The organism is Pseudomonas sp. WHRI 8519 (assembly GCF_040224055.2).
GTDB lineage: Bacteria > Pseudomonadota > Gammaproteobacteria > Pseudomonadales > Pseudomonadaceae > Aquipseudomonas > Aquipseudomonas putida_X.
Map to the genome: position 1 here is coordinate 1212651 of NZ_CP167996.1, position 25946 is coordinate 1238596.

Annotated in this window: 25 protein-coding genes; 9 read left to right on the plus strand and 16 right to left on the minus strand. The window is 63.2% G+C overall.

Annotation, left to right across the window (positions count from 1 at the left end; translation table 11 throughout):
- Positions 1–60 precede the first annotated feature (60 nt).
- From ABRP30_RS05550 to ABRP30_RS05585, 8 genes are all read right to left on the minus strand, one after another.
- Positions 61–1722 (minus strand): ATP-dependent DNA ligase, encoded by a 1662-nt coding sequence (locus tag ABRP30_RS05550; protein ID WP_267821446.1) that lies wholly within the window; start codon positions 1720–1722, stop codon positions 61–63.
- A complete protein-coding gene (locus ABRP30_RS05555) occupies positions 1719–2735 on the minus strand; it encodes a ligase-associated DNA damage response exonuclease (protein WP_241804890.1) in 1017 nt (338 codons plus the stop codon). Before ABRP30_RS05555 ends, ABRP30_RS05550 begins: the two co-directional genes overlap by 4 nt.
- A gap of 107 nt (positions 2736–2842) precedes the next feature.
- A complete protein-coding gene (locus tag ABRP30_RS05560) occupies positions 2843–3181 on the minus strand; it encodes a hypothetical protein (RefSeq protein WP_241804891.1) in 339 nt (112 codons plus the stop codon).
- A gap of 106 nt (positions 3182–3287) precedes the next feature.
- On the minus strand, positions 3288–5729 hold the full coding sequence (locus ABRP30_RS05565; protein ID WP_349976234.1) for a penicillin acylase family protein: 2442 nt from the start codon (positions 5727–5729) through the stop codon (positions 3288–3290).
- A 172-nt stretch (positions 5730–5901) separates the two neighbouring features.
- Entirely contained in the window at positions 5902–6105 is a 204-nt protein-coding gene (locus tag ABRP30_RS05570) for an SEC-C metal-binding domain-containing protein (protein WP_012313055.1), read from the minus strand.
- 7 nt (positions 6106–6112) lie between these two features.
- The gene (locus ABRP30_RS05575; RefSeq protein ID WP_267821452.1) at positions 6113–6589 is read right to left on the minus strand and encodes an LEA type 2 family protein; all 477 of its coding nucleotides are present in this window, start codon (positions 6587–6589) and stop codon (positions 6113–6115) included.
- A 2-nt stretch (positions 6590–6591) separates the two neighbouring features.
- The gene (locus ABRP30_RS05580) at positions 6592–7068 is read right to left on the minus strand and encodes a YchJ family protein (RefSeq protein ID WP_241804894.1); all 477 of its coding nucleotides are present in this window, start codon (positions 7066–7068) and stop codon (positions 6592–6594) included.
- A gap of 3 nt (positions 7069–7071) precedes the next feature.
- The gene (locus ABRP30_RS05585; protein ID WP_267821455.1) at positions 7072–7566 is read right to left on the minus strand and encodes a DUF6231 family protein; all 495 of its coding nucleotides are present in this window, start codon (positions 7564–7566) and stop codon (positions 7072–7074) included.
- Positions 7567–7725: 159 nt separating this feature from the next.
- Here ABRP30_RS05585 and ABRP30_RS05590 point away from each other — a divergent pair, with 159 nt between their 5' ends.
- The 3 genes from ABRP30_RS05590 to ABRP30_RS05600 all read left to right on the plus strand — a co-directional run bounded on the left by ABRP30_RS05590 (position 7726) and on the right by ABRP30_RS05600 (position 9511).
- Positions 7726–8418, plus strand: a complete 693-nt coding sequence (locus ABRP30_RS05590) for an OmpA family protein (RefSeq protein ID WP_241804896.1) — start codon at positions 7726–7728, stop codon at positions 8416–8418.
- 87 nt (positions 8419–8505) lie between these two features.
- Positions 8506–9219 carry an OmpA family protein gene (locus ABRP30_RS05595; protein ID WP_349976235.1) on the plus strand — a complete coding sequence of 238 codons (714 nt, stop codon included), beginning with the start codon at positions 8506–8508 and terminating at the stop codon, positions 9217–9219.
- A gap of 19 nt (positions 9220–9238) precedes the next feature.
- Positions 9239–9511, plus strand: coding sequence for a DUF1145 domain-containing protein (locus ABRP30_RS05600; protein ID WP_349976236.1), 273 nt, complete (start codon positions 9239–9241; stop codon positions 9509–9511).
- Here ABRP30_RS05600 and ABRP30_RS05605 read toward each other — a convergent pair.
- The gene (locus ABRP30_RS05605; RefSeq protein WP_349976237.1) at positions 9500–9964 is read right to left on the minus strand and encodes a CopD family protein; all 465 of its coding nucleotides are present in this window, start codon (positions 9962–9964) and stop codon (positions 9500–9502) included. The genes ABRP30_RS05600 and ABRP30_RS05605 overlap by 12 nt on opposite strands.
- 98 nt (positions 9965–10062) lie before the next feature.
- On the opposite strand from ABRP30_RS05605, the gene dinG reads away from it, so the two are divergent.
- From dinG to ABRP30_RS05635, 6 genes are all read left to right on the plus strand, one after another.
- On the plus strand, positions 10063–12207 hold the full coding sequence (gene dinG / locus ABRP30_RS05610; protein ID WP_349976238.1) for an ATP-dependent DNA helicase DinG: 2145 nt from the start codon (positions 10063–10065) through the stop codon (positions 12205–12207).
- Positions 12208–12288: 81 nt separating this feature from the next.
- Positions 12289–14556, plus strand: a complete 2268-nt coding sequence (locus ABRP30_RS05615; RefSeq protein WP_349976239.1) for a beta-galactosidase — start codon at positions 12289–12291, stop codon at positions 14554–14556.
- 106 nt (positions 14557–14662) lie between these two features.
- Positions 14663–15808 carry a serine hydrolase domain-containing protein gene (locus ABRP30_RS05620; protein WP_267821466.1) on the plus strand — a complete coding sequence of 382 codons (1146 nt, stop codon included), beginning with the start codon at positions 14663–14665 and terminating at the stop codon, positions 15806–15808.
- A 99-nt stretch (positions 15809–15907) separates the two neighbouring features.
- On the plus strand, positions 15908–16891 hold the full coding sequence (locus ABRP30_RS05625) for an OmpA family protein (RefSeq protein ID WP_267821468.1): 984 nt from the start codon (positions 15908–15910) through the stop codon (positions 16889–16891).
- 19 nt (positions 16892–16910) lie between these two features.
- The gene (pdxH, locus tag ABRP30_RS05630; protein ID WP_241804904.1) at positions 16911–17558 is read left to right on the plus strand and encodes a pyridoxamine 5'-phosphate oxidase; all 648 of its coding nucleotides are present in this window, start codon (positions 16911–16913) and stop codon (positions 17556–17558) included.
- Positions 17559–17756: 198 nt separating this feature from the next.
- Positions 17757–18221 (plus strand): glycine zipper 2TM domain-containing protein, encoded by a 465-nt coding sequence (locus ABRP30_RS05635; RefSeq protein ID WP_267821471.1) that lies wholly within the window; start codon positions 17757–17759, stop codon positions 18219–18221.
- Between the two features lie 118 nt (positions 18222–18339).
- On the opposite strand, the gene ABRP30_RS05640 is transcribed toward ABRP30_RS05635, so the two are convergent.
- The 7 genes from ABRP30_RS05640 to livH form a co-directional block, all read right to left on the minus strand.
- Positions 18340–19947 carry an NAD(P)/FAD-dependent oxidoreductase gene (locus ABRP30_RS05640; protein ID WP_267821473.1) on the minus strand — a complete coding sequence of 536 codons (1608 nt, stop codon included), beginning with the start codon at positions 19945–19947 and terminating at the stop codon, positions 18340–18342.
- Between the two features lie 103 nt (positions 19948–20050).
- Entirely contained in the window at positions 20051–20725 is a 675-nt protein-coding gene (locus ABRP30_RS05645; protein WP_241804907.1) for a COG3650 family protein, read from the minus strand.
- A 293-nt stretch (positions 20726–21018) separates the two neighbouring features.
- A complete protein-coding gene (locus ABRP30_RS05650; RefSeq protein WP_372490346.1) occupies positions 21019–21972 on the minus strand; it encodes an IS110 family transposase in 954 nt (317 codons plus the stop codon).
- Positions 21973–22230: 258 nt separating this feature from the next.
- On the minus strand, positions 22231–22932 hold the full coding sequence (locus ABRP30_RS05655; RefSeq protein WP_012313071.1) for an ABC transporter ATP-binding protein: 702 nt from the start codon (positions 22930–22932) through the stop codon (positions 22231–22233).
- Positions 22933–23700 carry a high-affinity branched-chain amino acid ABC transporter ATP-binding protein LivG gene (livG, locus tag ABRP30_RS05660; RefSeq protein ID WP_267821477.1) on the minus strand — a complete coding sequence of 256 codons (768 nt, stop codon included), beginning with the start codon at positions 23698–23700 and terminating at the stop codon, positions 22933–22935. It lies immediately after the preceding gene.
- Positions 23697–24953, minus strand: a complete 1257-nt coding sequence (locus ABRP30_RS05665; protein ID WP_267821479.1) for a high-affinity branched-chain amino acid ABC transporter permease LivM — start codon at positions 24951–24953, stop codon at positions 23697–23699. Before ABRP30_RS05665 ends, livG begins: the two co-directional genes overlap by 4 nt.
- Positions 24950–25873, minus strand: a complete 924-nt coding sequence (livH, locus tag ABRP30_RS05670; RefSeq protein ID WP_008097482.1) for a high-affinity branched-chain amino acid ABC transporter permease LivH — start codon at positions 25871–25873, stop codon at positions 24950–24952. The genes ABRP30_RS05665 and livH overlap by 4 nt, the downstream gene beginning before the upstream one ends.
- Between the last annotated feature and the right edge of the window lie 73 nt (positions 25874–25946).

Sequence of the window (25946 nt, forward strand, 5' to 3'; positions counted from 1 at the left end):
CGGGTCGGCACAAAGATAGAAGCATAATTTTAGCCAGTATGCTTCACCGTGTTGGCTTCTTCAGGCCAGCAGCGCTTGCAGGGTCGCCAGGTCATCGGCCTCATCCACAGGTTTATCCAGGCGCCAGCGCAGCATGCGCGGAAAACGCACGGCTATCCCGCTCTTGTGCCGTTTAGACAGGGCGATGCCTTCGAACCCCAGTTCGAACACCAGCGTTGGCTTGACGCTGCGCACCGGCCCGAAGGTCTCCACCGTGGTCTTGCGAATGATTGCATCGACCTTGCGCATTTCTTCATCGCTCAGGCCCGAGTAGGCCTTGGCAAAAGGTACCAGGGCACGCTCAGGGTCGCCGGGTGGTGCGTTCCACACCGCGAAGGTGTAGTCACTGTAAAGGCTGGCGCGTCGGCCGTGGCCGCGCTGGGCATAGATCAGCACGGCATCCACGCTGAGCGGGTCGATCTTCCACTTCCACCACACCCCCATATCCTTGGTCCGGCCCACCCCGTACAGCGCATCGCGCTGCTTGAGCATCAGGCCCTCGACGCCCAGGCTGCGCGATCGTTCGCGCTGGATGGCAAGCGCGTGCCAGTCCGCCCCTTCGAGCAGAGGCGAAAGCAGTACCGGGGCCAAGGGGTAGGCGTCGACCAGACGCTGCAATTGCTGGCGGCGCTCGTGTTGGGGGCGGTTTCGCCAGTCCTCGCCTTGCCACTCCAGCAAATCGTAGGCTTGCAGTACCACCGGAGCATCGGCCAGCAGCTTCTTGCCCAGCGTCTTGCGGCCAATGCGCTGCTGCAGCAGTGCGAACGGTTGCACGGCCAGTGCCTGGTCGCTGCTGGCGTCAGGCTTCCAGACCAGGATCTCACCGTCGAGCACAACGCCGTCGGGAAGGTTCTGCGCCAGGCTGTGCAGCTCCGGGAAGCGCTCGGTGACCAGCTCTTCGCCACGTGACCACACCCAGACATGGCCGTCGCGCTTGACCACTTGGGCGCGGATGCCATCCCACTTCCATTCGATCTGCCAGGCGCTGGGCGGGCCGAGCAGGGCGTCGAACTGTTCGATCGGGGCCTGCAGGGCATGGGCCAGGAAGAACGGGTAAGGTTGGCCACCCCGTTGGCGATGTTCATCGGCCGATTCAGCGGCGACCAGCGTGTGGTAACTGTTGGCTGTGGGGCGATGGCTGATGTCGGTATAGCCGACCAAGCGCTGCGCTATGCGTTTGGCATCCAGCCCGGCCAGTTGCGCCAGTGCCCGGGTGACCAGCAGCTTGGACACGCCCACGCGAAAGCTGCCGGTGATCAGCTTCAGGCACAGCATCAGGCTGGGGCGATCCAACTGTGCCCACAGTGGCGGTAGGCGCTGTTGGACCTCTTCGGCGGGCAGCCCACGCAATGGCAGCAGATGGGCTTCGACCCAGTAGGCCAGCCCGCTGTCGCTGCCTTGCTGGTTTTCAGGCAGCAACAAAGAGATGGTCTCCGCCAGGTCGCCCACGGCCTGGTAGCTTTCTTCGAACAGCCAGCCCGGCAGCCCGGCCAATGCCGTTGCCAGTTCGCGCAGCACCCGGGTGGGGACCAACTGCCGTGGCCGGCCACCGGAAAGAAAATACACAGCCCAGGCGGCATCCTCGGCGGGCGCTGCGGCAAAGTACTCGCGCAACGCTTGCAGCTTGGCATTGCTGGAGGTCGTGGCATCCAGGCGCAGGTACAGCTGGGCAAAGGCCTTCATGCCTCAGCTTCCGTGGCTGGCGTGTCATCCTCTTCCCCGTATTCGGTAACGAACGCTCGCGCGTCCAGGCCACGCTCACTGAGGTAGCGCACCAGCACGTTGACCGAACCATGGGTGACCATGACCCGCTCGGCCCCTGTCTGTTCGATGGCCCATAGCAGCCCAGGCCAGTCTGCATGGTCGGAGAGTACGAAACCGCGGTCTACGCCGCGCCGGCGTCGCGTGCCGCGCAGCAGCATCCAGCCACTGGCGAAGGCGTCGCTGTAATCACCGAAGCGACGCATCCAGCTGCTGCCGGCAGCAGAAGGGGGCGCCAAGACGATGGCCTGGCGCATGAGCGGGTCATTACGGGGAACATCACCGGCATAGAGGGTTTGTGGCAGGTGTACACCGCCCTCTCGGTATACCTGGTTCAGTGGCTCTACTGCGCCGTGTACCAGGATCGGCCCGATGCTCGGATCCAGGCCATGCAGTATTCGCTGGGCCTTGCCGAAGGCATAGCAGAACAACACGCTGGCCTTGCCTTGGTCGCGATTGGCCCGCCACCATTCATTCACCCCCGCAAATACCTCTGCCTGGCTGGGCCAGCGGTAGATGGGCAGGCCGAAGGTCGACTCGGTGATGAAGGTGTGGCAGCGCACCGGCTCGAACGGCGCACAGGTAGCATCCGGCTCGACCTTGTAGTCCCCGGAGGCAACCCAGACTTCGCCGTCATGTTCCAGGCGTACCTGTGCCGAGCCCAGCACGTGCCCGGCCGGGTGCAAGCTCAGGGTGACGCCGTGGTGGCGGATGCGCTCGCCGTAGGGCAGGGCCTGCAGGTCGATATCCTGGCCCAGGCGGCTGCGCAGGATGCCGGCCCCCGGGGCGGCGGTCAGGTAATGGGTATTGCCACGACGGGCATGATCGCCATGGCCGTGGGTGATGATGGCGCGCTCCACCGGCCGCCAAGGGTCGATGTAGAAATCACCGGGCGGGCAGTACAGGCCTTCGGGGCGGGCGATGACGAGGTCCATGGCGATGCCTGGCAAGAGGGCTTACAGGCTCAGAGCATCAGCGGGACGTGGAAGTTCGGGTGGTGTTGGTAGCCAACCCTGCAGCGCAGGGCTGGCTGTGGGGCTATTCAGCGCAGCGCCATTTTCCAGGCCGCGCCTTTGGTCTGCGCCACGCTGATTTTTTCGGCGTGGGCAATGTTCTTGATGAAGCCACCCTGCACCAGTCTTGGGGAGGTATGGAAGTATTCCCAAGTGGTGGTGCCGTCCTGGCTCTGCAGGTCTTGGCTGTCGTAAGAGATTTCAAGGGTGGCCGGCGACGTGGTCGCTGGCGTCGAGAACTCGCCGTCGATCATGCTGTAGCCTGCCTGCTCGTTGCCGGCCCACAGCTGAAGATCAATGGTGCTGCCCTCCGGCACGGCCAGCGATGCAGGCCAGGACACTTCGATCGTCAGGGTTTCTTTGCTCATGCTGAACATCCTTCTTTGATGGGTTGACCGCACTCGCTGTGTGAACGAGCGCGGCAAGAAGGGATGCTAAGTACCCAGGCGTCAGGGATGCAGATGGAAACTGGACCTATCGTCCGGGTACCAGGGTCAGCCGCTGGTTGCCATAGGCCCGGGCAAAATGCTGCGGCTGGAGTGGCAGGCTCATGAACCGGCCCTTGAACCAGGCATCGAGCCCGTCGCTGTAATGGGCGCTGGCCGGGTTACCGGATTGCCCAGTACTGGTCAGTACCTGTAGAGGTTCTGCCTGGCCAAAGTCGACAATCATCCGCGCCGAGGCCGGCAGGTGCGTGTCGAAATCGCTGCCCCACGCATAGGGCGTCAGGGCCACGGTGCTGAAGTCACCGCCGGCCGCCTGGGGCGAACGGCTCAGCGCATCGCCCAGGCCGTGGTACGCAGGGGCAGGCCAACGGTATTGGTGCAATTTGCCCCATTGCCAGGCGCGGCGGTCGGCACCCAGCTGGGCATTGCCGGCATCCACGGCAGCGGCCAGGCTGCGGGCCAAAATGGCCGGTTTGTCTTCTTTTTGCGCCGTGCTGCGATCATCCCAGAACGGGCTGTCTTCGCGGCCAAGCAGGTGGTCGGCCTGGGCCGAGTAGGACAGGCGCGCATTGCTGACGAACGCCTGCCAGGCAGTGCTGGATTGCGGACCGAGGTCGTCGAGGAAGGTCTGGCGCGCCACTTCCTGGAGGAACAGTTCATACAGCGCGGCATCCGCTGAGACCGGGCTCAAGCGACCATCGAAGGCTTTGAGGCGGGCCAGCGCGTCGCGGGCCTTGTCGCGCTGGGCGGCTGGCAGGGCGTCGATCGCTTGTTTGAGCGGTTGGGCCATGCCTGGGGCGTCGAACATCTGCTTGAGCTTGTCGGCCAGCAGCGTCTGCTGGTCGTTCTGCAGGGCCATGAGGCTACGGCTGTCGTGACGGCCATTGCCGGCCAGCTCGCCAAGGCGCTCGGCGCGTTCGGGGTAATACCAGGTGTTGGACAGCTGCATGCCGTAGCCGCGCGGCAAGCTGCGCTGGTTGGCATGGGCGATCCAGCCGCTCGGTGGATCCTGGTCGTAGGGGTGCAGCATCGGGTCGGCGTAACCGTCCCAGTCGTAGCGACCCTCCCAGCCCGGGGATGGCAGCAGGCCCTGGCCCTCACGGCGGTTCGGGTAGCGGCCGCTGACCTGCCAGCCAATATGCTCAGGTTCGGCGAACACGAAGTTGAGTGCCACCGCCGTGACCTCGCGGGTGCTGTCGAACGCGCGTTCCACGGTTTGCGCTCGGGTCAGGTCGAACAGCGCATCCAGGCTGCGATCACCCTTGAGCTGCGGCAAGTTCAGGGCCAGGCCTAGGCTGGGGCTGCCGGGCTGGGCGAGCAGGGTGCCATGGCGGGTGTCGTACATCACTTCGCGCAGCGGGCGTTGGCCGCGGATGAAGAAGGTTTCGCTGCGTGTGCGTGCGGGCAGCCACTTGCCGTCGGCCAGGTAGCTGACCTGGGTGCCCTGATGGCGCAGCCGCTCCAGGTACAGGTCCTGGTTGTCGGCCATTACCGCGCTGCTGCTCCAGGCCAGCTTGCCGTTGTAGCCGGCCAGGACGATGGGCAGGCCCGGCAGCGACAGGCCTGCAACCTGGTACTTGCCGGTGTGGATCTGCACCGGGCTCAAGGCCCAGGCGGCGCGGCTGTCGCTTGCCAACAGGCTTTTGCCGCTGCGGCTGCGTTGCGGGCCCAGGGCCAGGTTGGCCGACCCCGGGCTGCCGAGCAGGTCGAGGTCGGCGAGCTTCTGGCTGGCGGCTGTGAGCGCGGCCAGGCCCGGTAGTTGGCTGCTCAGGTTCAGCCCCTTCAGCTTTTCCACCTCAGCGTCAGCCAGGGGTTCGTCTGGCGCGCCAGGCAGCAGCCAGGGCAGCTTATCGCTGCCGACCTTCTGCGCCAGGGTCAGGGCACTGAGTTCTTCCTGCAGGTTCACTGACTGGCTGAAGGCATACAGGCTGAAGACCAGCGCCGAATCCTCGGGCTTCCAGTATTCGGGGCGGTAGCCGCTGCTGGCGAGGTTGGCCGGTAATTTGTCACGGTAGCGGAACAGATAGGCATTGACCCCGCGGGCGTAGACTTCGAAGAAGCGCTTGAGCCGGGGCGAAGCATCGGCGTACAGCTCGGCGGCGTTGTGCTTGAGGTTGGCAGCACGCATCAGGCGGTCGATGTCCAGCGCCTCGCTTCCGGCCAGTTCCGCCAGGCGGCCCTGGGCCAGCAGGCGCATGGCGAGCATTTGCTCGATACGGTCGCCGGCGTGCACATAGCCGAGGCTGAACAGGGCGTCATGGAAGCTGCTGCTTTCGATCAGCGGTGCGCCCATGGCGTTACGGCGTACCGAAACATTCTGCGCCAGGCCTTTGAGCGGCTGCACGCCGGTGGTCGGTGGCACACTGTCCTGATAGCCGCCCAACTGGCAACCGGCAAGCGCGAGCATGCCGAGCAGCGTGGCAGCGGCGGCGAACCGTGGGCGGAAGGGCGGAAGGACGGGGGCGGCCATGACAAAGGCTCCTGCAAGGCGTGGCGGGGGTCGAATGGCGCTAAGGTAGTGAGCGCGCAGGCGCCGTGCAAGGTGCGGGGACGCTTTATTTACCAGCGGTCGGTCGCTTCAAGCTGCACCAGGTGCGGGCCTGCTTTTTCCAGCAGCTTGAAGCTTGCCGCTTAGCGCTTGATCAGGCCCCGTGGCACTTCTTGAATTTCTTCTCGCTGCCGCACGGGCATGGATCGTTGCGGCCGACGTCTTTCAGGGCATTGCGAACCGGCTCCTGATGGCCGTGATTGCAATGCGGGCCGTGCACATGGCCATGGTCGTGATCGTGGTGATGATCGTGTCCGTGGTTGCAGTCGGGGCCATGAACATGGGGTTGTTGGGTCATTGCAGGGTTACTCCGGTATGAAATCACCGGGGATTATCTCACCACTGCGCGATAAGTGCAGGTCCCGGTGGATGATCAGCCCGGTCTCGAGGTCGCCTTGCAAGCGGTAGTGCAGCGGTTGTTCGCTCTTGAGCAGCTTGGCCAACGGCTTGAGCTGGCGCCACAGGTTGGTCCGCGCGGTGATCTTGAAGGTGCGCCGGGCATGCCCGCCGACACTGCGCCAGATACTGGCCTGATCCTCTACCAGCATCAGGTCGTTGAGCCAGACCGAATACGCCAGGTTGCGAATGAACAGGCGGCTGTCGTTGGGGTTGTCGATACGCAGGTGCAAGACGAACTCCTGCTCCAGCAAGCGCGCCTTGACTGTCTCGACCTTGACCAGGTGCACCTGCGGGTCGCGCCAGTCATCGTCGCCCCATATCGCGCAACCCGCCAGCAACGTCAGCGCAGCGCTGAGCAGGAACAGGCGGGCCAAGGCGATCACCCTCAGTTACCCACGTAACCGGCGCAGCACTTCTTGAATTTCTGACCGCTGTTACAGGGGCAGGGATCATTGCGGCCAGCCTTGAGCGCTACGGTCGGGTCGATGAAGTACCAGCGCCCGTCATGCTGCACGAAGGCGGAGCGCTCGCGGTGCTGGTGATCACCCTCCAGATCGTGCCAGCGCGCAGTGAACGTGACAAAAGCATGTTCGGGCTGGCCACCGAGCACCTCGGCGTTTTCCACTTCAAGGCCAAGCCAGGTGCTCTGTGCGCTCCAGGCCGCTATCGCGCTGCGATCCAGCCCGCTTCGCTGGGCTGGCAAGGTGGTGGCTACCAGGTAATCGATCAGGCCGAGCACGTAGGCGCTGTAGCGCGAGCGCATCAGTGCCTGGGCATCCGGCGCCGGGGTGCCGGCATGGTAGTGCCCGCAGCAGGCGTCCAGCAGGTTACCGCTGCCACAGGGGCAAACCGAGACACTCATTCATCACCACCAGTACTTGCCGAAGTTTTCAGGGTTGGCCCAGAACCTGGCGTTGAGCCAGTCGGGGACCTGTTTGTAGTCATGTAGATCATAGGTGAACAAGCTCAAGACCTGCTCGTCGCGGCGGAATTTCTCGCTGGCCGACAGGGCCAGGGCAAAAAAATCGGTTTCCTGCCAGCCACAGGCGCGCAGGTCGGCCAGCACCGCGACGCGGCTGGCGTTGAGGTTGCGGATGCCGCCCAACAACTCCAGGCCAGTGCGTTTGGGCAAGTGCTCCAGGCAGTCCACCAGCAATGCCAGGTCGAAGCGTTGTGCGGCCACGGGCGCTGCAAGCGCGCCTGGCTGGCAGATCTCGATCGTCACCTGTGGGTGTGCCTGGGCAAAGGCCTCCAGGGCAGGAAAGCGCGTGCCTACCAGCAGCAGACGTTGCGGGGTGAAGCGCTCCAGCAGGGCCGCCAGGGCCTGCTGGGGTGTACGTTGGGAAAAACCGTCGGTCATTGCCAATCCTCGTTCAGGTCTTCCAAGACTAACGGGCTGTCGGCCGTGGGCAAAGCGCCGTATGACCGTGTCGTGGCTTATTGCTGGCAGGGATCAGATGTGCGGTCTTTACTCCCATGGATCGGCCTTATGCCGATTCCCCCTAGGAGAAGCTACGAAATGAGCATAGTACGCACAGCGATACCCCTGGTACTGCTCACCAGTGTGTTGACTGGTTGTGCAGGTTTGCAAAAAACCGACTGGCCGAAGTGTGCTGCCGTCGGGGGCGTGGGCGGTGCTGCCCTGGGTGCCATCGAAAGCTCCAGCTGGGCTGGCTGGGGTGCATTGTTGGGCGGCGGCCTGGCAGCTGGCTATTGCTGGGCCAAGGGCGATGGCGACGAGGATGGTGATGGTGTGCCGGACAGCCGTGACAAGTGCCCTGGCACACCTCGTGGTGTGCAGGTCGATGCCAATGGCTGCCCGCCCGAGCCGGCGCCCGTGGTCGAGGAAGTCGTGGTGCAGAAAGAGGAAGTCATCGTCATCCGTGACGTGCACTTCGAGTTCGACTCTGCGCGCCTGACCGCAGCCGACAAGGAGCGCCTGAACACCATTGCCACGCGCCTCAAGCAGGAAGCACCGAGCGCTCGACTGAGCGTCACCGGTCATACCGACAGCGTTGGCTCCGACAGTTACAACCAGAACCTGTCCGAGCGCCGTGCCCACTCGGTGACCGATTACCTGGTCGAGAGCGGGGTGCCACGCGCCAGCTTCGTGTCCGTGGTCGGTGCCGGCGAAACCCAGCCTGTAGCGGACAACGCCACAGCCGATGGGCGTTCGATGAACCGTCGCACCGAGATCAGGATCGAGCGCTGACGGCGTGCGCCTGCGCCTTGAGAAGTGGCGCGGGCGCGTCTTTACTCCTGTAGGCCGGTTGCGGCCAACGACACAGGAGCATTCATCATGAGTGTCATGTCAAAGGCGGCGCTGCCGTTGCTGGTGGTTTCCAGCCTGCTGGCAGGCTGCGCCACCCACAGTGACGGCAGTGCGCCCCTCAATCAACGGACCTGGCCCATCTGCAGCCTGCTCGGTGGGCTGGCGGGCGGTGGCCTGGGCGCTATAGAAAGCTCGAGCTGGGCTGCAGGCGGTGGCGCCCTGGGTGCGATCGCCGGCGGCCTGATCTGTTACGCCCAGGATGGGGATGAAGATGAGGATGGCGTGTTCGATCGCCGTGACCGTTGCCCCGACACGCCTGCCGGCACCGCCGTCGACCATATGGGCTGCCCGCTGCCGCAGTATCCGCCCAGCCAACCTGCGCCCGAACCGCAGCCCGAGGTGATCTCCCTCGACGACCAGGGCCAGGTGATGTTCGCGTTCGACTCCGCCGATTTGACGGCGGGCAGCCAGCAACGGCTGCAAAGCCTGTTACCCAGGCTCAACGAGCTGGGGGTATCGCGGATCAAGGTGGTTGGCCATACCGACAATGTCGGGTCCGACAGTTACAACCAGGCCCTCTCCGAGCGGCGTGCCGCCAGCGTCGCACAGTACCTGATCAGCCAGGGCCTGGCCCCGCAGAAGGTGACCAGCGAGGGGCGTGGGGCGAGCGAGCCGGTGGCAGAAAACGACACCGAAGAAGGCCGTGCGCACAACCGGCGGGTGGACCTGCACCTTAACTGAGCAGCGAGGGGAGCAGCAGATGAAATTCATTCTGGGCCTGGGTAAGACCCTCACCATCGCTTTCTGGGGCGTGGTGATGTTCAACCTGATGCTGCCGCAGCCGCTGCCGTTCAACCTGTTGATCAATGCTGCGGGCATTGCTTTGCTGGGCCTGCACTTTCTGGAAGTGCTTTTCTTCAACGGCAGCTTGCGTGGGCGCAGCCACCGCTGGTTCGATCGTTTGCAGATACTGCTGACGGGCATTTTCCATGTGATGTCCATACCGCGGCCGGCAGAGTTGCTACGCCGGTAACCGCGAACTGGCTACCGCCACCACCGCCAACCCCAGCAGGAGGTTGGCCCCCACCAGGCGCCGGATCCGGCCTGGCGCCGCAGCGCCTGCGGCCCAGTCTTCGGCTTGCACCGCGGCCTTGAGTTCAGGCAGCAACAGCGCCTGGATCCGCATGAACAGCGCGAACATGGCGATCCCGCCCCCCATCATCACCTGCACATACCTGGGGGCTGTCTCGAAGCCGTTGAAGCGCAGGTGCAACATGCCGACACCGCTTATCGTCAGAATGGCGATCGCCAGCCAGACCCATCTGAAGAAACGTCGGAAAACGTCCACCCAGAGCCGAAGCCGGGCAGGCCCCTCAAGGGCTGCAACCGTGGCAGGGCGCAGCACCAGCCAGGCGAAGAACATGCCGCCGACCCACACAAGGGCGGCCAGGACATGCAGTGTGTAGGGGAGGGCAAAGGCAAGCATCCGGATCTCCATGCGGCACAATGGGCAATAGCGGGGTATGATAGCCGCCCCATGCGAAACACTGAAAATATATCCAGCCCTTCGGGCGCCTGCAGACCATGATCAGCAACGAACTCAAAGCCACCATCCAGGGCGCCTACTCGCGTTTTCTCGAAGCCAAGAGCCTCAAGCCGCGTTATGGCCAGCGCCTGATGATCGCCGAAGTGGCCAAGGTCCTGGGCGACATTGCCTGCGACGACGAAGGCCGCCGCGCGGGCGAGCCTGCCGTGGTCGCGGTGGAGGCGGGCACCGGTACCGGCAAGACAGTCGCCTACAGCCTGGCCGCAATCCCGGCCGCCAAGGCCGCTGGCAAGCGCCTGGTGATCGCCACCGCGACCGTGGCCCTGCAGGAACAGATCGTCTTCAAGGACCTGCCCGACCTCACGCGCAGCAGCGGTCTGAACTTCAGCTTCGCCCTGGCCAAGGGCCGCGGCCGCTACCTGTGCCTGTCCAAGCTCGACATCCTGCTGCAGGAGGGCCACGCGCAATCGGCCACTGCACAGCTGTTCGAGGAAGAGGGCTTTCATATCGAGGTCGACGAGCGCAGCCAGAAGCTGTTCAACAGCATGATCGAGAAGCTCGCCGGCAATCGTTGGGACGGCGACCGTGACAGCTGGCCCGAAGCCCTGGAAGACCAGGACTGGGCACGGCTGACCACCGACCACAGCCAATGTACCGGCCGCCACTGCCCGAACTTCCAGCAGTGCGTGTTCTACAAGGCCCGCGAAGGCATGGGTAAGGTCGACGTGATCGTCACCAACCACGACATGGTCCTGGCCGACCTGGCCCTGGGCGGCGGCGCGGTGCTGCCTGACCCGCGCGACACCATGTACGTGTTCGACGAAGGCCACCACCTGCCCGACAAGGCCATCGGCCATTTCGCCCACTTTTCGCGTTTGCGTTCCACTGCCGACTGGCTGGAGCAGACTGCCAAGAACCTGACCAAGCTGCTGGCCCAGCACCCTTTGCCGGGCGATCTGGGTAAGCTGATCGAGCAGGTGCCGGAGCTGGCGCGGGAAATCCGCACCCAGCAACAGTTCATGTTCACCTTGTGCGAGCAAGTCGCCGACTTCCGCCCCAGCGAAGACGTGGAGGGGCGAGAGCGCCCGCGCTATCGCTTCGAAGGCGGCGTGGTGCCCGAACAGATCCGCGAAGTCGGCATCGAGCTGAAAAAGGGCTTCGCCCGCCTCAACGATCTGTTCACCCGCCTGGCCGACCTGCTCAAGGAAGGCATGGACGGCGAGGTCAACATCGGTATCGCCAGCCACCAGGCTGAAGAGTGGTATCCCTTGTTCGGCAGCCTGGTCACCCGCGCCCAGGGCAACTGGGAGCTGTGGACCGCCTTCACGGCCGAGGACCCAGAGGACAGCCCGCCCATGGCCCGCTGGTTGACCCTGGCCGAAAGCGGGGCGCTGTTCGACATCGAGGTCAACGCCAGCCCCATTCTGGCAGCCGAAATGCTGCGGCGTAGCCTGTGGAGCGTTGCCCATGGCGCGCTGGTCACCTCGGCGACGCTGACCGCGCTGGGCAAGTTCGACCGTTTCCGCATGCGCTCGGGCCTGCCGCGCGATGCGGTGACCTGCGTGGTGCCCAGCCCGTTCGTGCATGGCGATGCCGGCCTGCTGCGGGTGCCCGACCTCAAGGCCGACCCGCGTGATGCCGCAGCGCATACCGCTGCGATCATCCGCGAGCTGCCGAACATCGTCGAAGATGCCCGCGGTGCGCTGGTGCTGTTTTCCTCGCGCAAGCAGATGCAGGAAGTGTTCGACGGCCTGGACCGCGACTGGCGCAAGCTGGTGCTGATCCAGGGCAACCTGTCCAAGCAAGAGACCCTGAACAAGCACAAGGCGCGGGTCGATGATGGCCAGCACAGTGTGTTGTTCGGTCTGGCCAGCTTCGCCGAGGGCGTCGACCTGCCCGGTGCCTATTGCGAGCATGTGGTGATCGCCAAGATCCCCTTCGCCGTGCCTGACGATCCGGTCGAGGCGGCGCTGGCCGAGTGGATCGAGGCCCGCGGTGGCAACCCCTTCATGGAAATTGCCGTGCCCGATGCATCGTTGAAGCTGATCCAGGCCTGTGGTCGCCTGCTACGTACCGAACAGGACCGGGGCGTGATTACCTTGCTTGACCGGCGTTTGGTCACCCAACGCTACGGCAAGGCTATTCTCAATGCGCTACCGCCCTTCCGGCGGGAGATTTCCTGAAGGCCGGAGCATGATGTGCCGGCCCGTTGTCCACCACGCTGTCGGGGGCCCATGAGGGCCTCACAGGAGAGCCAGAGCCCTATGATTCGCCGCACCTTGCCTGCTGTTCTCACCTTGTTGTTCAGCGCATCTGCACTGGCCGGGCAGCAGACGCTGTTCAGTTTCGTGCGCCCGGCCTCGGTCGTCAATGTGGTGACCGAAGGGGCGGGGATGCCGCAGTACAACGCAGAACAGACCGCAGAAGGCGAGGTGTTGCGGCGGGTGGTGTTCAACCCGGTTGAACGGCCTACCCTGCGCCTGAGCCCACAGAGTGGCGCATGGGATTGGTCGGCTGGGCAGTTTCTGACCTTGCGCCTGCAAAGTGCCATGGATTGGGCGCTGACCGTGGATGTCACAGTGCTGGGCAGCGACGGGCGTACTCTGACCAGCCGCATCGACCTGCCGGCAGGGCCTGCGCAGACGGTCATGGTGCCGCTCAAGGCCAGTTCCCCCCTTAGCCAGGGCATGCGCGCCGGCCCGCCGATGCCCTGGAACCATGAGGGGCAACGGTTGCTGCTGACCAGCAGCGCCGGTGAGGTCGATCTCAAGCAGGTGGTTTCCGTCAGCTTGAGCATTCCCGGCCCCAAGGTTGCTCAGAACCTGCTGATCGAGAAGGTCGGTATCCAGGACGATGACCTTGCCTACCAGGCCGCCTACCACGCACTGATCGACGCTTACGGCCAGTCCACCCGCAGCCGCTGGCCCGAGAAGGTGGTCAACGGTGAACAACTGAAAGCTGCCGACAGCCGCGAGCAGCAACAGCTCAAGGCCTGGCTGGCCGAGCATCACGGGCAACAACTGGACATCTACGGCGGCCTGCTGGCGGGGCCGGCGTTCGAGGCCAAGGGTTTCTTCCGTACCGAAAAGCGTGACGGCCGCTGGCACCTGGTAACCCCCGATGGCCATCCGTTCTACTCGTTGGGCGTCAATGCCGTGGCTGCCGATGGCGGGCGTACCTATGTCGCAGGGCGCGAAGGCATGTTCGAGGCGCTACCGGGCGAAGGTGACGCACTTGCCGCCTTTTATGGCGAGAGCAACAACGATGATGGCAATGCCTCGTCGCAGGGGCGCAACTTCAAGAAAGGGCGTTGGTTCGACTTCTATGCGGCCAACATTTACCGCGCCCATGGCAAGCCTTGCCCACCGGAGGGCGAATCGCAACCTGCCACGCCCTGCCCGCCGCCTGCGCTGGACAGCGCTCGTTGGCAGGCGCATACGCTCGACCGGTTGCAGGCCTGGGGCTTCAACACCCTGGGCAACTGGAGCGATCCCGAGCTCGGCCAGGCCAAGCGCATGCCTTATACACTGCCGCTGTCGATCGTCGGTGACTATGCCAGCATCAGCACAGGCATGGACTGGTGGGGGCGCATGCCAGACCCGTTCGATCCGCGTTTCGCCATGGCCACCGAGCGTGCCGTGGCCATCGCCGCACGTGACCACCGGGATGACCCCTGGCTGATCGGTTACTTCGCCGACAACGAGCTGGCCTGGGCTGCGCCTGGCAACGACCCGAAGGCCCGTTACGGCCTTGCCTATGGCACCCTGCGTCTGACAACCGATGTGCCGGCCAAGCGTGCTTTTCTTAAGCAGCTGCGCGACAAGTACCGTAACCAGCAGGGGCTGTCCAAGGCCTGGGGCATCGACCTGCAAGCCTGGGAGTTGATGGAAGACCCGGGCTTCGAGGCGCCGCTGCCCAACCCCGAGCACCCTGAGATCGAACGCGATTACCAGCACTTTCAGCAGGTGTTCGCTGAAACCTATTTCAAGACCATCGCCGATTCGCTGAACTGGCATGCGCCCAACCACCTTCTGCTGGGCGGGCGCTTTGCCGTCAGCACACCCGAAGCGGTCAAGGCCTGCGCCGAGTTCTGCGACGTGCTGAGCTTCAACTTCTATACCCTCAAACCCGACGACGGCTACGACTTCGCCCGCCTGGCCGAGCTGGACAAGCCCGTGCTGGTGTCCGAATTCCAGTTCGGTTCGCGTGACCGTGGGCCTTTCTGGCCGGGGCCGGTGGAAGTGGCACGTGAAGAGGAGCGGGGGCCGGCCTACGGCAACTTCCTCAAGGCGGCATTGGCGCAACCGATGATCGTCGGTGCTCATTGGTTCCAATACCTCGACCAGCCCGCCAGCGGGCGCTTGCTCGATGGTGAGAACGGGCACCTTGGATTGGTGGCGATCACCGATATGCCGTATCCGGCTTTTGTCGAGGCGGTGCGCAAGAGTAACCGGCAGGCCGTTGGTCAGTTGAGCAGCCTGTTGCACGAAGAGGGCTCTACCTCGGGCGCGGCAACCGAAGAGGCGCCCTGAAAAGGGTGCTTTTCTGCGTGATCAACCCGCCTTGCCCAGTAGGCAAAACCGCCAACTACTGAAACAATGCCCCCTTTTTCGGCAAGGTCGAACGGAGAACGAGCGGGTGCAGATCCAGGGTCACTATGAGCTGAAGTTCGAGGCAGTGCGCGAAGCGTTCGCGGCATTGTTCGATGATCCTCAGGAGCGCGGCGCCGCGCTGTGCATTCAAGTCGGTGGCGAGACGGTAATCGACCTTTGGGCGGGCAGTGCCGACAAAGACGGCCAGCAGGCCTGGCACAGCGATACCCTCGCCAATCTGTTCTCCTGCACCAAGACGTTCACTGCCGTCACGGCGCTGCAGCTGGTCGGTGAGGGCAAGCTGGCGCTGGATGCACCGGTGGCGCGCTATTGGCCAGAGTTTGCCCAGGCAGGCAAGGAGAGCGTCACCCTGCGCCAACTGCTCAGCCACAGGGCGGGTTTGCCCGCTATCCGCGAGCTGCTGCCAGCAGAGGCCCTGTATGACTGGCAAACCATGGTCGATGCACTGGCCGCCGAGACGCCTTGGTGGGCGCCGGGTACCGCGCATGGCTATGCCGCCATCACCTACGGCTGGCTGATCGGCGAGTTGATCCGCCGCGCCGATGGCCGTGGCCCAGGGGAGTCGATCGTGGCGCGTACCGCGCGGCCGCTGGGGCTCGACTTCCACGTAGGCCTGGCGGACGATGAATTCCACCGTGTGGCGCATATTGCGCGCGGCAAGGGCAACGCCGGCGATGCCGCCGCCCAGCGCCTGCTGCAGGTGACCATGCGTGAGCCCGAGGCGTTGTCTACCCGTGCGTTCACCAACCCGCCGGCCATCCTCACCAGTACCAACAAGCCTGAGTGGCGCCGCATGCAGCAACCGGCGGCCAATGGCCACGGCAATGCCCGTAGCCTGGCGGGTTTCTACGCCGGCCTGCTCGACGGCAGCCTGCTCGAGTCCGAGCTGCTCGATGAACTGACGCGTGAACACAGCATCGGCGAGGATCGCACCCTGCTGACCAAGACGCGCTTCGGCCTTGGCTGCATGCTGGACCAGCCCGCCGTGGCCAACGCCACTTTCGGCCTGGGGGCGCGGGCCTTTGGCCATCCCGGCGCAGGGGGTTCGGTCGGTTTTGCCGACCCCGAGCACGACGTTGCTTTCGGTTTCGTGGTCAATACCCTCGGCCCTTACGTGCTCATGGATCCCAGGGCCCAGCAACTGGTGCGTGTCCTTGGCACTTGCCTTTGATCGGGTAACGCGGGTATTGCGCATTCCGTTTGACTATCCTCAATGCCAACGCCTCGAGTGTGTGGGCAAAATTTCTTTCTATTTCATGGTGTATCGCTGATGTCTTCACATAAAACCTTAGCTCTCGCCCTGTGCCTGACCGCCATGACCGGCTGCGCCAGCCATTCCCAGGATGCCTCCAAGGGCGGCCTCAGCAACTGGTGGCCATTCGGTTCGGACGAGGTCGCCGAGCAGGAAGTGAAGCAGGCCGTTACCGAAAAAGTCGCCAAGGCCGATGCCAAGTCCGAGAGCGCCAGCCGCTGGTGGTGGCCATTTGGCGGTGACGACAAGCAGGCCAAGGGCCCGGTTGTGCCAAAAATTGACGAAAAGGCCACTCAGGCCTGGCTCGATCAGTACGAGCCAAAGCTGCGTGAAGCGATCAAGGACAGCAAGCTGGAGTTGGAGCGCCGCGAGAATGTGCTGGTGGTGACTCTCCCGGCTGACAGCTCCTACAACCCGGATCGTCCGAACATGCTGCTGCCCATGAGCCTGGGCCCGATTACCCGTGTGGCCAAGGCTGTCGAGGGCGATCCCAAGACTGCCGTGCTGGTGCTTGGCCACGCCGACACCAGCGGTGCTGCGGCTACCAACCAGAAGCTCAGCCTGGAGCGCGCCGCTTCGGTGTCGGCGATTTTCCGCTTGAGCGGTTTGAACCGTGACCGCCTGTCCCTCAAGGGCATGGGTTCGGAAATGCCGCGGGCAGCGAACGACAGCGTTGAAGGCCGTGCCCTGAACCGCCGCGTGGAGATGCTGCTGACCCCGCAGAACACCATGCTTGCCTTGATGGCCAAGTATCAGCGGCCAGCGCCGGCACCGAGCACGATGGTAGCTGTCCAGGACACCAAGGCACCTGCCACCAAGCCAGCCGAGACCAAGCCAGCCGCCAAGGCAGCGGCCAAACCTGCTGCGAAGAAGCCTGTAGCCAAAGCCAAGGCATCGACCAAAACCGCCGCTAAAAAGAAAGCCGCGCCGGCCAAGCCCGCGGCCAAGAAAGCTACCGCCGAGAAAAAAGTAGCCGCCAATAGCCCTGCGAAGACCAACTGATCGTCAAGGAAACGCAGCCATGACCCAATCCCTGGCCGATATGCGCCGCGACTACACCCGTGATGGCCTGGCTGAAGCCCAGGCGCCAGGGGAGCCGTTCGCTTTGTTCCACCAGTGGTTCGCCGATGCGGTGAAGACCGAGCAGCCCCCGGTGGAGGCCAATGCCATGACGCTCGCCACGGTCGACGGTGATGGCCGTCCCCATTGCCGTGTATTGCTGCTCAAGGGGCTCGATGACCGCGGCTTCACCTTCTTTACCAACTACGACAGCGCCAAGGGCCAGCAACTGCTGGCCAACCCCTACGCTGCCATGACCTTTTTCTGGCCGGCGCTGGAGCGTCAGGTGCGCATCGAAGGGCGTGTGGAAAAGGTTACGCCCCAAGAGTCGGATGACTATTACCAGGTCCGTCCGCTGGGTAGCCGCCTTGGCGCATGGGCTTCACCGCAAAGCCGGGTGATCGCCAGCCGCGAGGCGCTAGAAGGGCTGGTGAAGGCCACTGAAGCGCGGTTCTGCAACACCCAGCCACACTGCCCCGAGCATTGGGGAGGCTACCGCGTGCTGCCGGAGCGCATCGAGTTCTGGCAGGGACGGGCGAGCCGGCTGCATGATCGGCTGAACTATCGGTGGGTCGATGGCCAGTGGCTGCGCGAGCGCCTGGCGCCGTAGGGTGCGGGGGGCTCGCGCAGCCCCTGCATGCCGTTAGTACTTCAATGCAGTAAACCCTGACTATCTTCTGTCTAGATGTCCAGGCCCGGCTCGGAGGCTGTACCGTAGCTGAACGGAAATATTTTTTATGGCTTTGCTACCGTGACAGCCGTCGAAGTGCAGCGTCTAATGGACACCTGACTTATGGAGACTTTACCCATGCGTAAATCCGCTTTGCTGGTGGCGACGTTCACCACCCTGTCGTTGCTGTTGGGCGGCTGTGCTTCCAGCCTGACCGGCGACAGCTACTCCCGTGATGAGGCCCGTCGCGTGCAGACCGTGCGCATGGGGACCATCGAGTCCCTGCGTCCGGTCAAGATCGAAGGCACCAAAACCCCAATCGGCGGCGGTGCAGGTGCAATCGTCGGTGGTGTTGCCGGCAGTGCCATTGGTGGTGGCCGTGGCAGTATCGTTGCTGCGGTAATCGGCGCCGTGGCGGGTGGCCTGGCGGGTTCCGCTGCCGAGGAAGGTATCACCCGCACCCAAGGTGTCGAAATTACCGTGCGTGAGGACGATGGCAGCATGCGCGCCTACGTGCAGGCCGTGCAGGAGAACGAAATCTTCCGCGTCGGTGATCGTGTGCGCATCATGACAGTCGACGGTACCAGCCGCGTTACGCACTGATTGCGGCAAAAACAAAACCCCGAACTGGCAAGGCCCGTTCGGGGTTTTTTATTGGCCTGTCCTGGCCCTGTCGCTGGCAATCCGGCTCCAGGCTTCAGGCTGGGTAGGCGCTGGCGGCTTACAGCCCGAGGATGTCCCGCGCCACGGCCTCGGCAATGCGAATGCCATCAACGCCCGCCGAGAGGATGCCCCCGGCATACCCGGCACCCTCACCTGCAGGGAACAGCCCCTTCACGTTCAGGCTCTGGTAATCCGTGCCGCGGGTAATGCGCAGTGGCGAGGAGGTACGTGTCTCGATCCCGGTGAGCACAGCGTCATGCAGGTTGTAGCCTTTGATCTGTCGATCGAAGGCTGGCAGCGCCTCGCGGATTGCCTCGATGGCGAAAGCCGGCAAACTTGGCGCCAGGTCACCCAAGGTCACGCCCGGCTTGTAGGACGGCTCGACGCTACCCAGCGCGGTGGAGGGTTTGCCTGCCACGAAGTCGCCGACCAGCTGCGCCGGTGCCTGATAGTTGCTGCCGCCCATCACGTAGGCGTGCGCTTCCAGGCGCTCCTGCAGCTCGATACCGGCCAGCGGGCCGCCCGGGTAATCGCGCTCAGGGTCGATACCGACCACGATGCCGGAGTTGGCGTTGCGCTCGTTACGCGAATACTGGCTCATGCCATTGGTAACGACGCGGCCTGGTTCGCTGGTGGCTGCGACCACGGTGCCGCCGGGGCACATGCAGAAGCTGTACACAGAGCGGCCGTTCTTGGCGTGGTACACCAGCTTGTAGTCAGCGGCACCCAATTTCGGGTGGCCGGCATATTTGCCAAGGCGCGCCTTGTCGATCAGTGTTTGCGGGTGCTCGATACGGAAGCCCACCGAGAACGGCTTGGCCTCCATGAACACGCCTTTGCCGTGAAGCATGCGGAAGGTATCGCGGGCGCTGTGGCCCAGGGCAAGCACCACATGGCGCGACTGCAACTGCTCGCCGCTCTCCAGCACCACGCCGCTCAGTTGGCCATCGTCGAGCAACAGGTCGGTGACCTTCTCCTGGAAGCGCACTTCGCCGCCCAGAGCGATGATGTCCTGGCGCATCTGCTCGACCATGCCGGTCAGGCGGAAAGTACCGATATGCGGCTTGTTGATGTAGAGGATTTCGTCCGGCGCACCGGCTTTGACGAACTCCTCCAGTACCTTGCGGCCATGGTGAAGCGGGTCCTTGATCTGGCTGTACAGCTTGCCGTCGGAGAAGGTCCCGGCACCGCCTTCGCCGAATTGTACGTTGGACTCGGGGTTGAGCACGCTCTTGCGCCACAGGCCCCAGGTGTCCTTGGTGCGCTGGCGCACTTCCTTGCCACGCTCGAGGATGATCGGCTTGAAGCCCATCTGGGCCAGCAGCAGGCCGGCGAAGATGCCGCACGGGCCGAAGCCGACCACGATCGGGCGCTCCTGCAGGTCGGCCGGTGCGTGGCCAACGAACTTGTAGGTGACATCCGGTGCGACGGTGATGTTGCGGTCGTCAGCGAACTTGCCCAGCAGCTCCGCTTCGTTGCTGGTTTCAAGGTCGATGGTGTAGATGAACAGCAGTTCGCTGTTCTTCTTGCGCGCATCGTAGCTGCGCTTGAACAGGTTGAAGCTGAGCAGTTGCTCATCACGGATGCCCAAGCGCTGAACAATGGCTTCGCGCAGCGCTTCGTCGGGATGGTCCAGGGGCAGCTTCAGTTCGGTGATTCGTAGCATGGCAGGGTCCAGTATCCCGGCCATGGGCGGCCGGCGGCTTTACACAAACCGCCAAGTATAAGCTGTTCGCCGCCCTGACTGGCAGGATAAAAGTGCCCGGCGATCAGTTGTCGCGTGCACCGCCGTAGTAGCCGCAGCCCTGCAGGGTCTGGCCATCGATGCGCAGCTCGGCACGCAGGTGGTGCACGGCACCGGTGGCAGTATCGACGCAACGCTGCGGGGCAGCCCACAGTTCCACATGCTGGCCGTTGGCTTCGCTGGTCAGGGTCAGGCCGCCGCCGGGCACTTCCTCTTCCAGGAAGGGCAGCGGCAAGGGTTCCTTGCCAATGCGGTTGATCACCATGCCTTTGCCACTGGCCTTGACGTCCCACTCGGGCTCATGGCCGCTGGCGCGCAGGGTCAGTTGCTTGAAGTTGGGGTCTTCGCAGGCGCGGGTGGACGGATCCAGGCGGTACAGGGTGCGCACCTCGAGCTGACCGTCGTTGTCGGCCTGCTTGCTGCCGGTGAGGCGCCCGCGCACATCGGCGAACAGTTTGTCACCGGCGTCGTCTGCCAGGTTCGCGGCTTCCTGCAAAATGCCGGTGCCGGCGACATCCTTGATCACGAACCGGCGGGCTTCGTTGCAGGGCTTGAACAGCAACTGGCCGCCACCGGCGCTCAACTCGCCCTGCATGCGTGTAGTGCCGATGTTCGGGTCGCTTGGTGGCGCGGCCAGCATCTGGCAGCCGGCGAACAGTGGCAGCAGGGCGGTGAGTACGAGGGAAGGGGTGAGGCGCATGGGGCGGGGCTCCGGGATGCTTGCATGAAGTGCAGGCCACGGTACGCATGCCAGGCGCCGATCACAAGAGGTGGGTACGGGCGGTGCGTCTGCATCAGGCAGAAAATGGCTTGAGGCCCTGATGCCATTCAGGTGAGCGATTTGGGGCCGCGTTGCGGCCCATCGCCGGCAAGCCGGCTCCCACTGGGACCGCGCAATTTTCGAGCGTTGCGCTGTAACTGCGGGAGCCGGCTTGAACGGGTAACGCGCAGGCCTGAAGAACTGCGCGGTCGAGGTGGGAGATTCTATGGTTCTCAGCAAGCCATTTTCCCGCCTTTGGTGACGTATTCGTCCTGATTTCTCATCAGGGCGAATGCCACTCGTGCGAGCTTCCTGGCCAGAATTACCAACGCCTGGGTCGTTGCCTTACCGCTGTTTCTGTACTGCTCATATACCCCTTTCCAAGCGGCCGACCTGCTGGCCGCCATTGCTGCGTTATGCAGCAAACGACGGATTTCCGAGCAGCCGCGCTTGGTGAGCCGACGACGTCCATTCTTCTCTCCAGAATCATTAACCCGTAAGTCCATTCCCAGGAATGCGATGTACGAATCACTGTTCTTGAACTCGCCCCTTACAAAAGCCATTACCAAGGCTGTAGCGGTAAGAAACCCAATTCCCTCTACCGCCTGACAGCGGGCAACTTGCTCGTGCAGCCCAGCCTCTCGTAGCACTTCCTTAATCTTTTTTTGTATCAGCTGATCCAGCCGATCTATCGATGTTACGAAGGTTTTGAAGGCGGCCTTCAGCAGGCTTTCGTTTGTCCAGCTCTGAGCTAATGCAGTGCGAGCAGTCACCAAGACAGCTCTGCGTCGAAGGAGGCTCTGAAGCTTGCCGTAGACAGCAGGAGGCGGGGTCCAAGGACGAAGATCGTCGCCCTCGTTTTTCAAAAATCGGGACAGCAACCGAGCATCAGAGGGGTCAGTTTTAACCCGCCCTCCAACACTTTTCCTGTAGTTGCTCAGTTGGAAACCATCGATGACATAAACGTCGAAACCGAAGCCATGGGCTAGCTCAACCAGGTCCAGATGGTAGACATTGGTCGCCTCAACAGCGATTGCAGTGCCGAGGGGCTGTTGCTTTAGCCAGCTTTTGATTTCGGGCTTGGTATTTTTCAGCCTGATAATTTCATCACGATCATCGTGATGAATCACTAATTCGGCTTTTGCGACATCCGCACCCACGATCAGTTTGTTTACCTGCATTGCCATGGGCGGCTCCTCGCGTTATGGTTTTTGAGCTTGAAGGGTTTTCACCAAGAGGCGCTGGCTTGCTTCTATCGTCGTTTGCAAACGATGCATTCTTTATCGGCGCTTTGGTGGAAGGGGTGGGGCGATGTCTCCCACAGTCTGTACTGCGTCAACAGTCAGAATCCGGCATTTAGTCCCACCACCCCTTCAAGTCTAACCATACAAGCCGGCTTGCCGGCGATGGGCTGCATAGCAGCCCTGAAACGCTAACTGACAGCGTCAACCGCCGAGGTAGGCGTCACGCACTTTCGGGTCGGTCAGCAGCGCCTCTCCCGTGCCCTGCATGACAACCCGGCCATTCTCCAGCACATAGGCCCGATCAGCGACTTTCAACGCCTGGTTGGCGTTCTGTTCCACCAGAAACACCGTCACGCCATCGCGGCGCAACTGTTCGATGATGTCGAAGATCTGCTGGATGATGATCGGCGCCAGGCCCAGCGAGGGCTCGTCGAGCAGCAGCAGCTTGGGCTTGCTCATCAGCGCCCGGCCGATGGCCAGCATCTGCTGCTCGCCGCCGGACATGGTGCCGCCGCGCTGCACATAACGCTCTTTCAACCTCGGGAACAGTTGCAGGACTTTGTCCAGTTGTTCCTGATAGTCGCCCTTGTCGGTGAAGAAGCCACCCATGGCGAGGTTTTCCTCGACGGTCAGGCGGGCGAACACCCGGCGCCCTTCCGGGACCACGGCGATGCTCTTGCGCATGATGTGCGAAGAAGGCTGGCCGACCAGCTCCTCACCCAGGTACTTGATGCTGCCGCTGTGCGCCTGGGGCGAGCCGCACAGGGTCATCAGCAGGGTCGACTTGCCCGCGCCGTTGGCACCGATCAAGGTGACGATTTCACCCTGATTGATCTCGACGTTGACGCTATGCAAAGCCTGGATCTTGCCGTAGAAGGTGGAGACGTTCTCGAACTTCAGCATTTACGCTTCCCCCAGGTAAGCTTTGATCACGTCAGGGTTGTCGCGAATTTCCTCCGGTGTGCCGTTTGCCAGGGGCGTGCCCTGGTTGATGACGACAATATGGTCGGAAATGCTCATCACCAGCTTCATGTCGTGTTCGATCAGCAGCACGGTGACATCGTGTGACTCTCGCAGATAAGCGATCAGCGCTTTGAGATCCTCGGTTTCCTTGGGGTTCAGGCCCGCTGCCGGCTCGTCGAGCATGATGATCCGAGGTTGGGTCATCATGCAGCGGGCGATTTCCAGGCGGCGTTGCTGGCCATAGGCGAGGGTGCCGGCGCTACGGTTGGCGAACTCGGTCAGGTTGACCTTCTCCAGCCAGTACTGCGCACGCTCCAAGGCCTCTTTCTCGCTGCGGCGGAAGCTTGGGGTCTTGAACAGGCCGGCCAAGAAGTTGGTGTTGAGGTGGCGGTGCTGGGCGATCAGCAGGTTTTCCAGCGCGGTCATCTCTTTGAACAGGCGCACGTTCTGGAAGGTCCGCACCACGCCCTTGCGGGCGATCTGGTGGCCGGCCAGCCCCTGGATCGGCTGGCCATCGAGCAGAATGGTGCCGCCGCTGGGTTTGTAGAAACCCGTCAGGCAGTTGAACACCGTGGTCTTGCCGGCGCCGTTCGGGCCGATCAGCGCCACCACCTGTTTTTCCTTGACGGTCAGGCCCACGCCGTTGACCGCCAACAAGCCGCCGAAGCGCATGCTCAGGCCGCTGACTTGCAGAATTTCGCGGCTCATCGACGCAGCTCCATGTGTGGACGTTGCATAGGCAGCAGGCCTTGCGGACGCCAGATCATCATCAACACCATCAGCGCACCGAACATCAACATCCGGTATTCGCTGAACTCACGCATCAGCTCAGGCAGCAGGATCATCACGATGGCCGCGAGGATCACGCCCAGTTGTGAGCCCATGCCGCCAAGCACGACGATGGCGAGGATGATCGCCGACTCGATGAACGTGAACGACTCAGGTGTCACCAACCCTTGGCGGGCGGCGAAGAAGCTGCCGGCGAAACCGGCGAAGCAGGCGCCCAGGGTGAATGCCGAGAGCTTGATCACGGTCGGGTTCAGGCCCAACGCACGACAGGCGATCTCGTCTTCACGCAATGCTTCCCAGGCCCGCCCGATCGGCATGCGCAGCAGGCGATTGATGACGAACAGCGCCAACAGGGCCAGCAGCAGTGCCACCAGGTAGAGGAAGATGACCTTGTTGATCGAGTTGTACGGCAGCCCGAAGTACTCGTGGAAGGTCTGCATCCCCTCGGCGGCCCGGCGCTCGAAGGTCAGGCCGAAGAGTTCCGGTTTGGGGATGTTGCTGATGCCGTTGGGGCCGCCGGTCCAGTCGGTCAGGTTGCGCAGGAACAGGCGGATGATCTCGCCAAAGCCCAGGGTCACGATCGCCAGGTAGTCACCGCGCAGGCGCAGCACCGGGAAGCCGAGCAGGAAGCCGAAGGTGGCGGCCATCAGGCCGGCGATCGGCAGGCATACCCAGAAGCTCCAGCCCAGATAGTGCGACAGCATCGCGTAGCTGTAGGCGCCGACAGCGTAGAAGCCGACGTAACCCAGGTCCAGCAGGCCCGCCAGGCCGACCACGATGTTCAGGCCCAGGCCCAGCAACACGTAGATCAGGATCAGCGTGGCGATGTCGACGGCTCCGCGCGAGCCGAAGAACGGCCACACCAGCGCCACCACGATCAGGCCGATGATGATCCAGCGCTGCGTCTTGGGCAACGTCAGGAAATTGCTTACCGCCGGCGAGATCAGCTTGCGATCCGAGCGGCGGCCCATCACCGAGCTCCACTGCCTGTCGAACAGCACACGCAGGAACATCAGCACCGAGCAGGCGGCGATGATACCGATGGTGAACGAGCCCTGGGTATGCACCACCAGGCTGATGCCATCGATGCTCAGTTTCAGGCCCAGCACCGGGAAGGCCACGGCCCACACCAGCAAGGCGCTGAAGAACGCCTGTTTGAGATTTCTGTTCATACTTTTTCAACCTCCGGGCGGCCGAGGATGCCGGTCGGCCGGAACAGCAGGACAAGAACCAACAAGCCGAATGCCACCACGTCCTTGTACTGGTCGCCAAAGATGTCGGCGCCAAAGGCTTCGGCCACGCCCAGCACCAGGCCACCGAGCATCGCGCCCGGAATGCTGCCGATGCCGCCCAGTACCGCCGCGGTGAAGGCCTTCAGGCCCACCAGGAAACCGGCGTTGGGGTTGATCACGCCGTACTGCATGCTCAGCAGCACAGCCGCCACCGCCGCCAGCGCGGCACCGATGACGAAGGTCAGGGCGATGATGTTGTTGGTGTTGATGCCCAGCAGGTTGGCCATCTTGATGTCCTCGGCGCAGGCGCGGCAGGCGCGTCCCAGGCGAGAGCGGGAGATGAACAGGGTCAGCAGGGTCATGGCCACCAGGGTGACCACGAATACCAGGATCTGCATGTAGCTGATCAGGACTTCTTCAGCACCGCCCGGCCCGAAGGAGAAGCTCCCGGGGATCAGGTTGGGGATGGATTTGTCCTTGGAATCCTGCGAAAGCAGCACAGTGTTCTGCAGGAAAATCGACATGCCGATGGCGGAAATCAGCGGGATCAGACGGTTGCTGTTGCGCAGGGGGCGGTAGGCAACCCGTTCGATGCTGTAGCCATAGGCGCTGGTGACGAAGATCGTCGCGACGAAGGCAACGGTCATCAGGATCGGTAGCGAATGGATACCCATCATGGCCAGCCCTGCGAGGGCGATGAAGGCCACGTAGGACCCGATCATGTACACCTCGCCATGGGCGAAGTTGATCATGCCAATGATGCCGTACACCATCGTGTAACCGATGGCGATCAAGGCATAGGTGCTGCCGATGGTCAATCCATTAACCAGTTGTTGGAAGAAATGGTAGATCTCAGGCATTACAGCGCTCCTAAAAACCTGATTTGCATTTCGCTGGCAGGGGTAGGCCAGGAAACCGCGAGTGACGGTTTTA

Excerpts from the sequence above, each read along its gene's own strand:
- ABRP30_RS05550 (WP_267821446.1), bottom strand. The coding sequence starts at position 1,722 with ATGAAGGCCTTTGCCCAGCTGTACCTGCGCCTGGATGCCACGACCTCC.
- ABRP30_RS05640 (WP_267821473.1), bottom strand. The coding sequence starts at position 19,947 with ATGCTACGAATCACCGAACTGAAGCTGCCCCTGGACCATCCCGACGAA.
- ABRP30_RS05565 (WP_349976234.1), bottom strand. The coding sequence starts at position 5,729 with ATGGCCGCCCCCGTCCTTCCGCCCTTCCGCCCACGGTTCGCCGCCGCT.
- ABRP30_RS05555 (WP_241804890.1), bottom strand. The coding sequence starts at position 2,735 with ATGGACCTCGTCATCGCCCGCCCCGAAGGCCTGTACTGCCCGCCCGGT.
- ABRP30_RS05645 (WP_241804907.1), bottom strand. The coding sequence starts at position 20,725 with ATGCGCCTCACCCCTTCCCTCGTACTCACCGCCCTGCTGCCACTGTTC.
- ABRP30_RS05655 (WP_012313071.1), bottom strand. The coding sequence starts at position 22,932 with ATGCTGAAGTTCGAGAACGTCTCCACCTTCTACGGCAAGATCCAGGCT.
- ABRP30_RS05605 (WP_349976237.1), bottom strand. The coding sequence starts at position 9,964 with ATGCTTGCCTTTGCCCTCCCCTACACACTGCATGTCCTGGCCGCCCTT.
- ABRP30_RS05650 (WP_372490346.1), bottom strand. The coding sequence starts at position 21,972 with ATGGCAATGCAGGTAAACAAACTGATCGTGGGTGCGGATGTCGCAAAA.
- ABRP30_RS05635 (WP_267821471.1), top strand. The coding sequence starts at position 17,757 with ATGCGTAAATCCGCTTTGCTGGTGGCGACGTTCACCACCCTGTCGTTG.
- livG (WP_267821477.1), bottom strand. The coding sequence starts at position 23,700 with ATGAGCCGCGAAATTCTGCAAGTCAGCGGCCTGAGCATGCGCTTCGGC.
- ABRP30_RS05580 (WP_241804894.1), bottom strand. The coding sequence starts at position 7,068 with ATGAGTGTCTCGGTTTGCCCCTGTGGCAGCGGTAACCTGCTGGACGCC.
- ABRP30_RS05625 (WP_267821468.1), top strand. The coding sequence starts at position 15,908 with ATGTCTTCACATAAAACCTTAGCTCTCGCCCTGTGCCTGACCGCCATG.
- ABRP30_RS05570 (WP_012313055.1), bottom strand. The coding sequence starts at position 6,105 with ATGACCCAACAACCCCATGTTCATGGCCCCGACTGCAACCACGGACAC.
- ABRP30_RS05585 (WP_267821455.1), bottom strand. The coding sequence starts at position 7,566 with ATGACCGACGGTTTTTCCCAACGTACACCCCAGCAGGCCCTGGCGGCC.
- ABRP30_RS05665 (WP_267821479.1), bottom strand. The coding sequence starts at position 24,953 with ATGAACAGAAATCTCAAACAGGCGTTCTTCAGCGCCTTGCTGGTGTGG.
- ABRP30_RS05590 (WP_241804896.1), top strand. The coding sequence starts at position 7,726 with ATGAGCATAGTACGCACAGCGATACCCCTGGTACTGCTCACCAGTGTG.
- ABRP30_RS05600 (WP_349976236.1), top strand. The coding sequence starts at position 9,239 with ATGAAATTCATTCTGGGCCTGGGTAAGACCCTCACCATCGCTTTCTGG.
- dinG (WP_349976238.1), top strand. The coding sequence starts at position 10,063 with ATGATCAGCAACGAACTCAAAGCCACCATCCAGGGCGCCTACTCGCGT.
- ABRP30_RS05595 (WP_349976235.1), top strand. The coding sequence starts at position 8,506 with ATGAGTGTCATGTCAAAGGCGGCGCTGCCGTTGCTGGTGGTTTCCAGC.
- livH (WP_008097482.1), bottom strand. The coding sequence starts at position 25,873 with ATGCCTGAGATCTACCATTTCTTCCAACAACTGGTTAATGGATTGACC.
- ABRP30_RS05615 (WP_349976239.1), top strand. The coding sequence starts at position 12,289 with ATGATTCGCCGCACCTTGCCTGCTGTTCTCACCTTGTTGTTCAGCGCA.
- ABRP30_RS05560 (WP_241804891.1), bottom strand. The coding sequence starts at position 3,181 with ATGAGCAAAGAAACCCTGACGATCGAAGTGTCCTGGCCTGCATCGCTG.
- pdxH (WP_241804904.1), top strand. The coding sequence starts at position 16,911 with ATGACCCAATCCCTGGCCGATATGCGCCGCGACTACACCCGTGATGGC.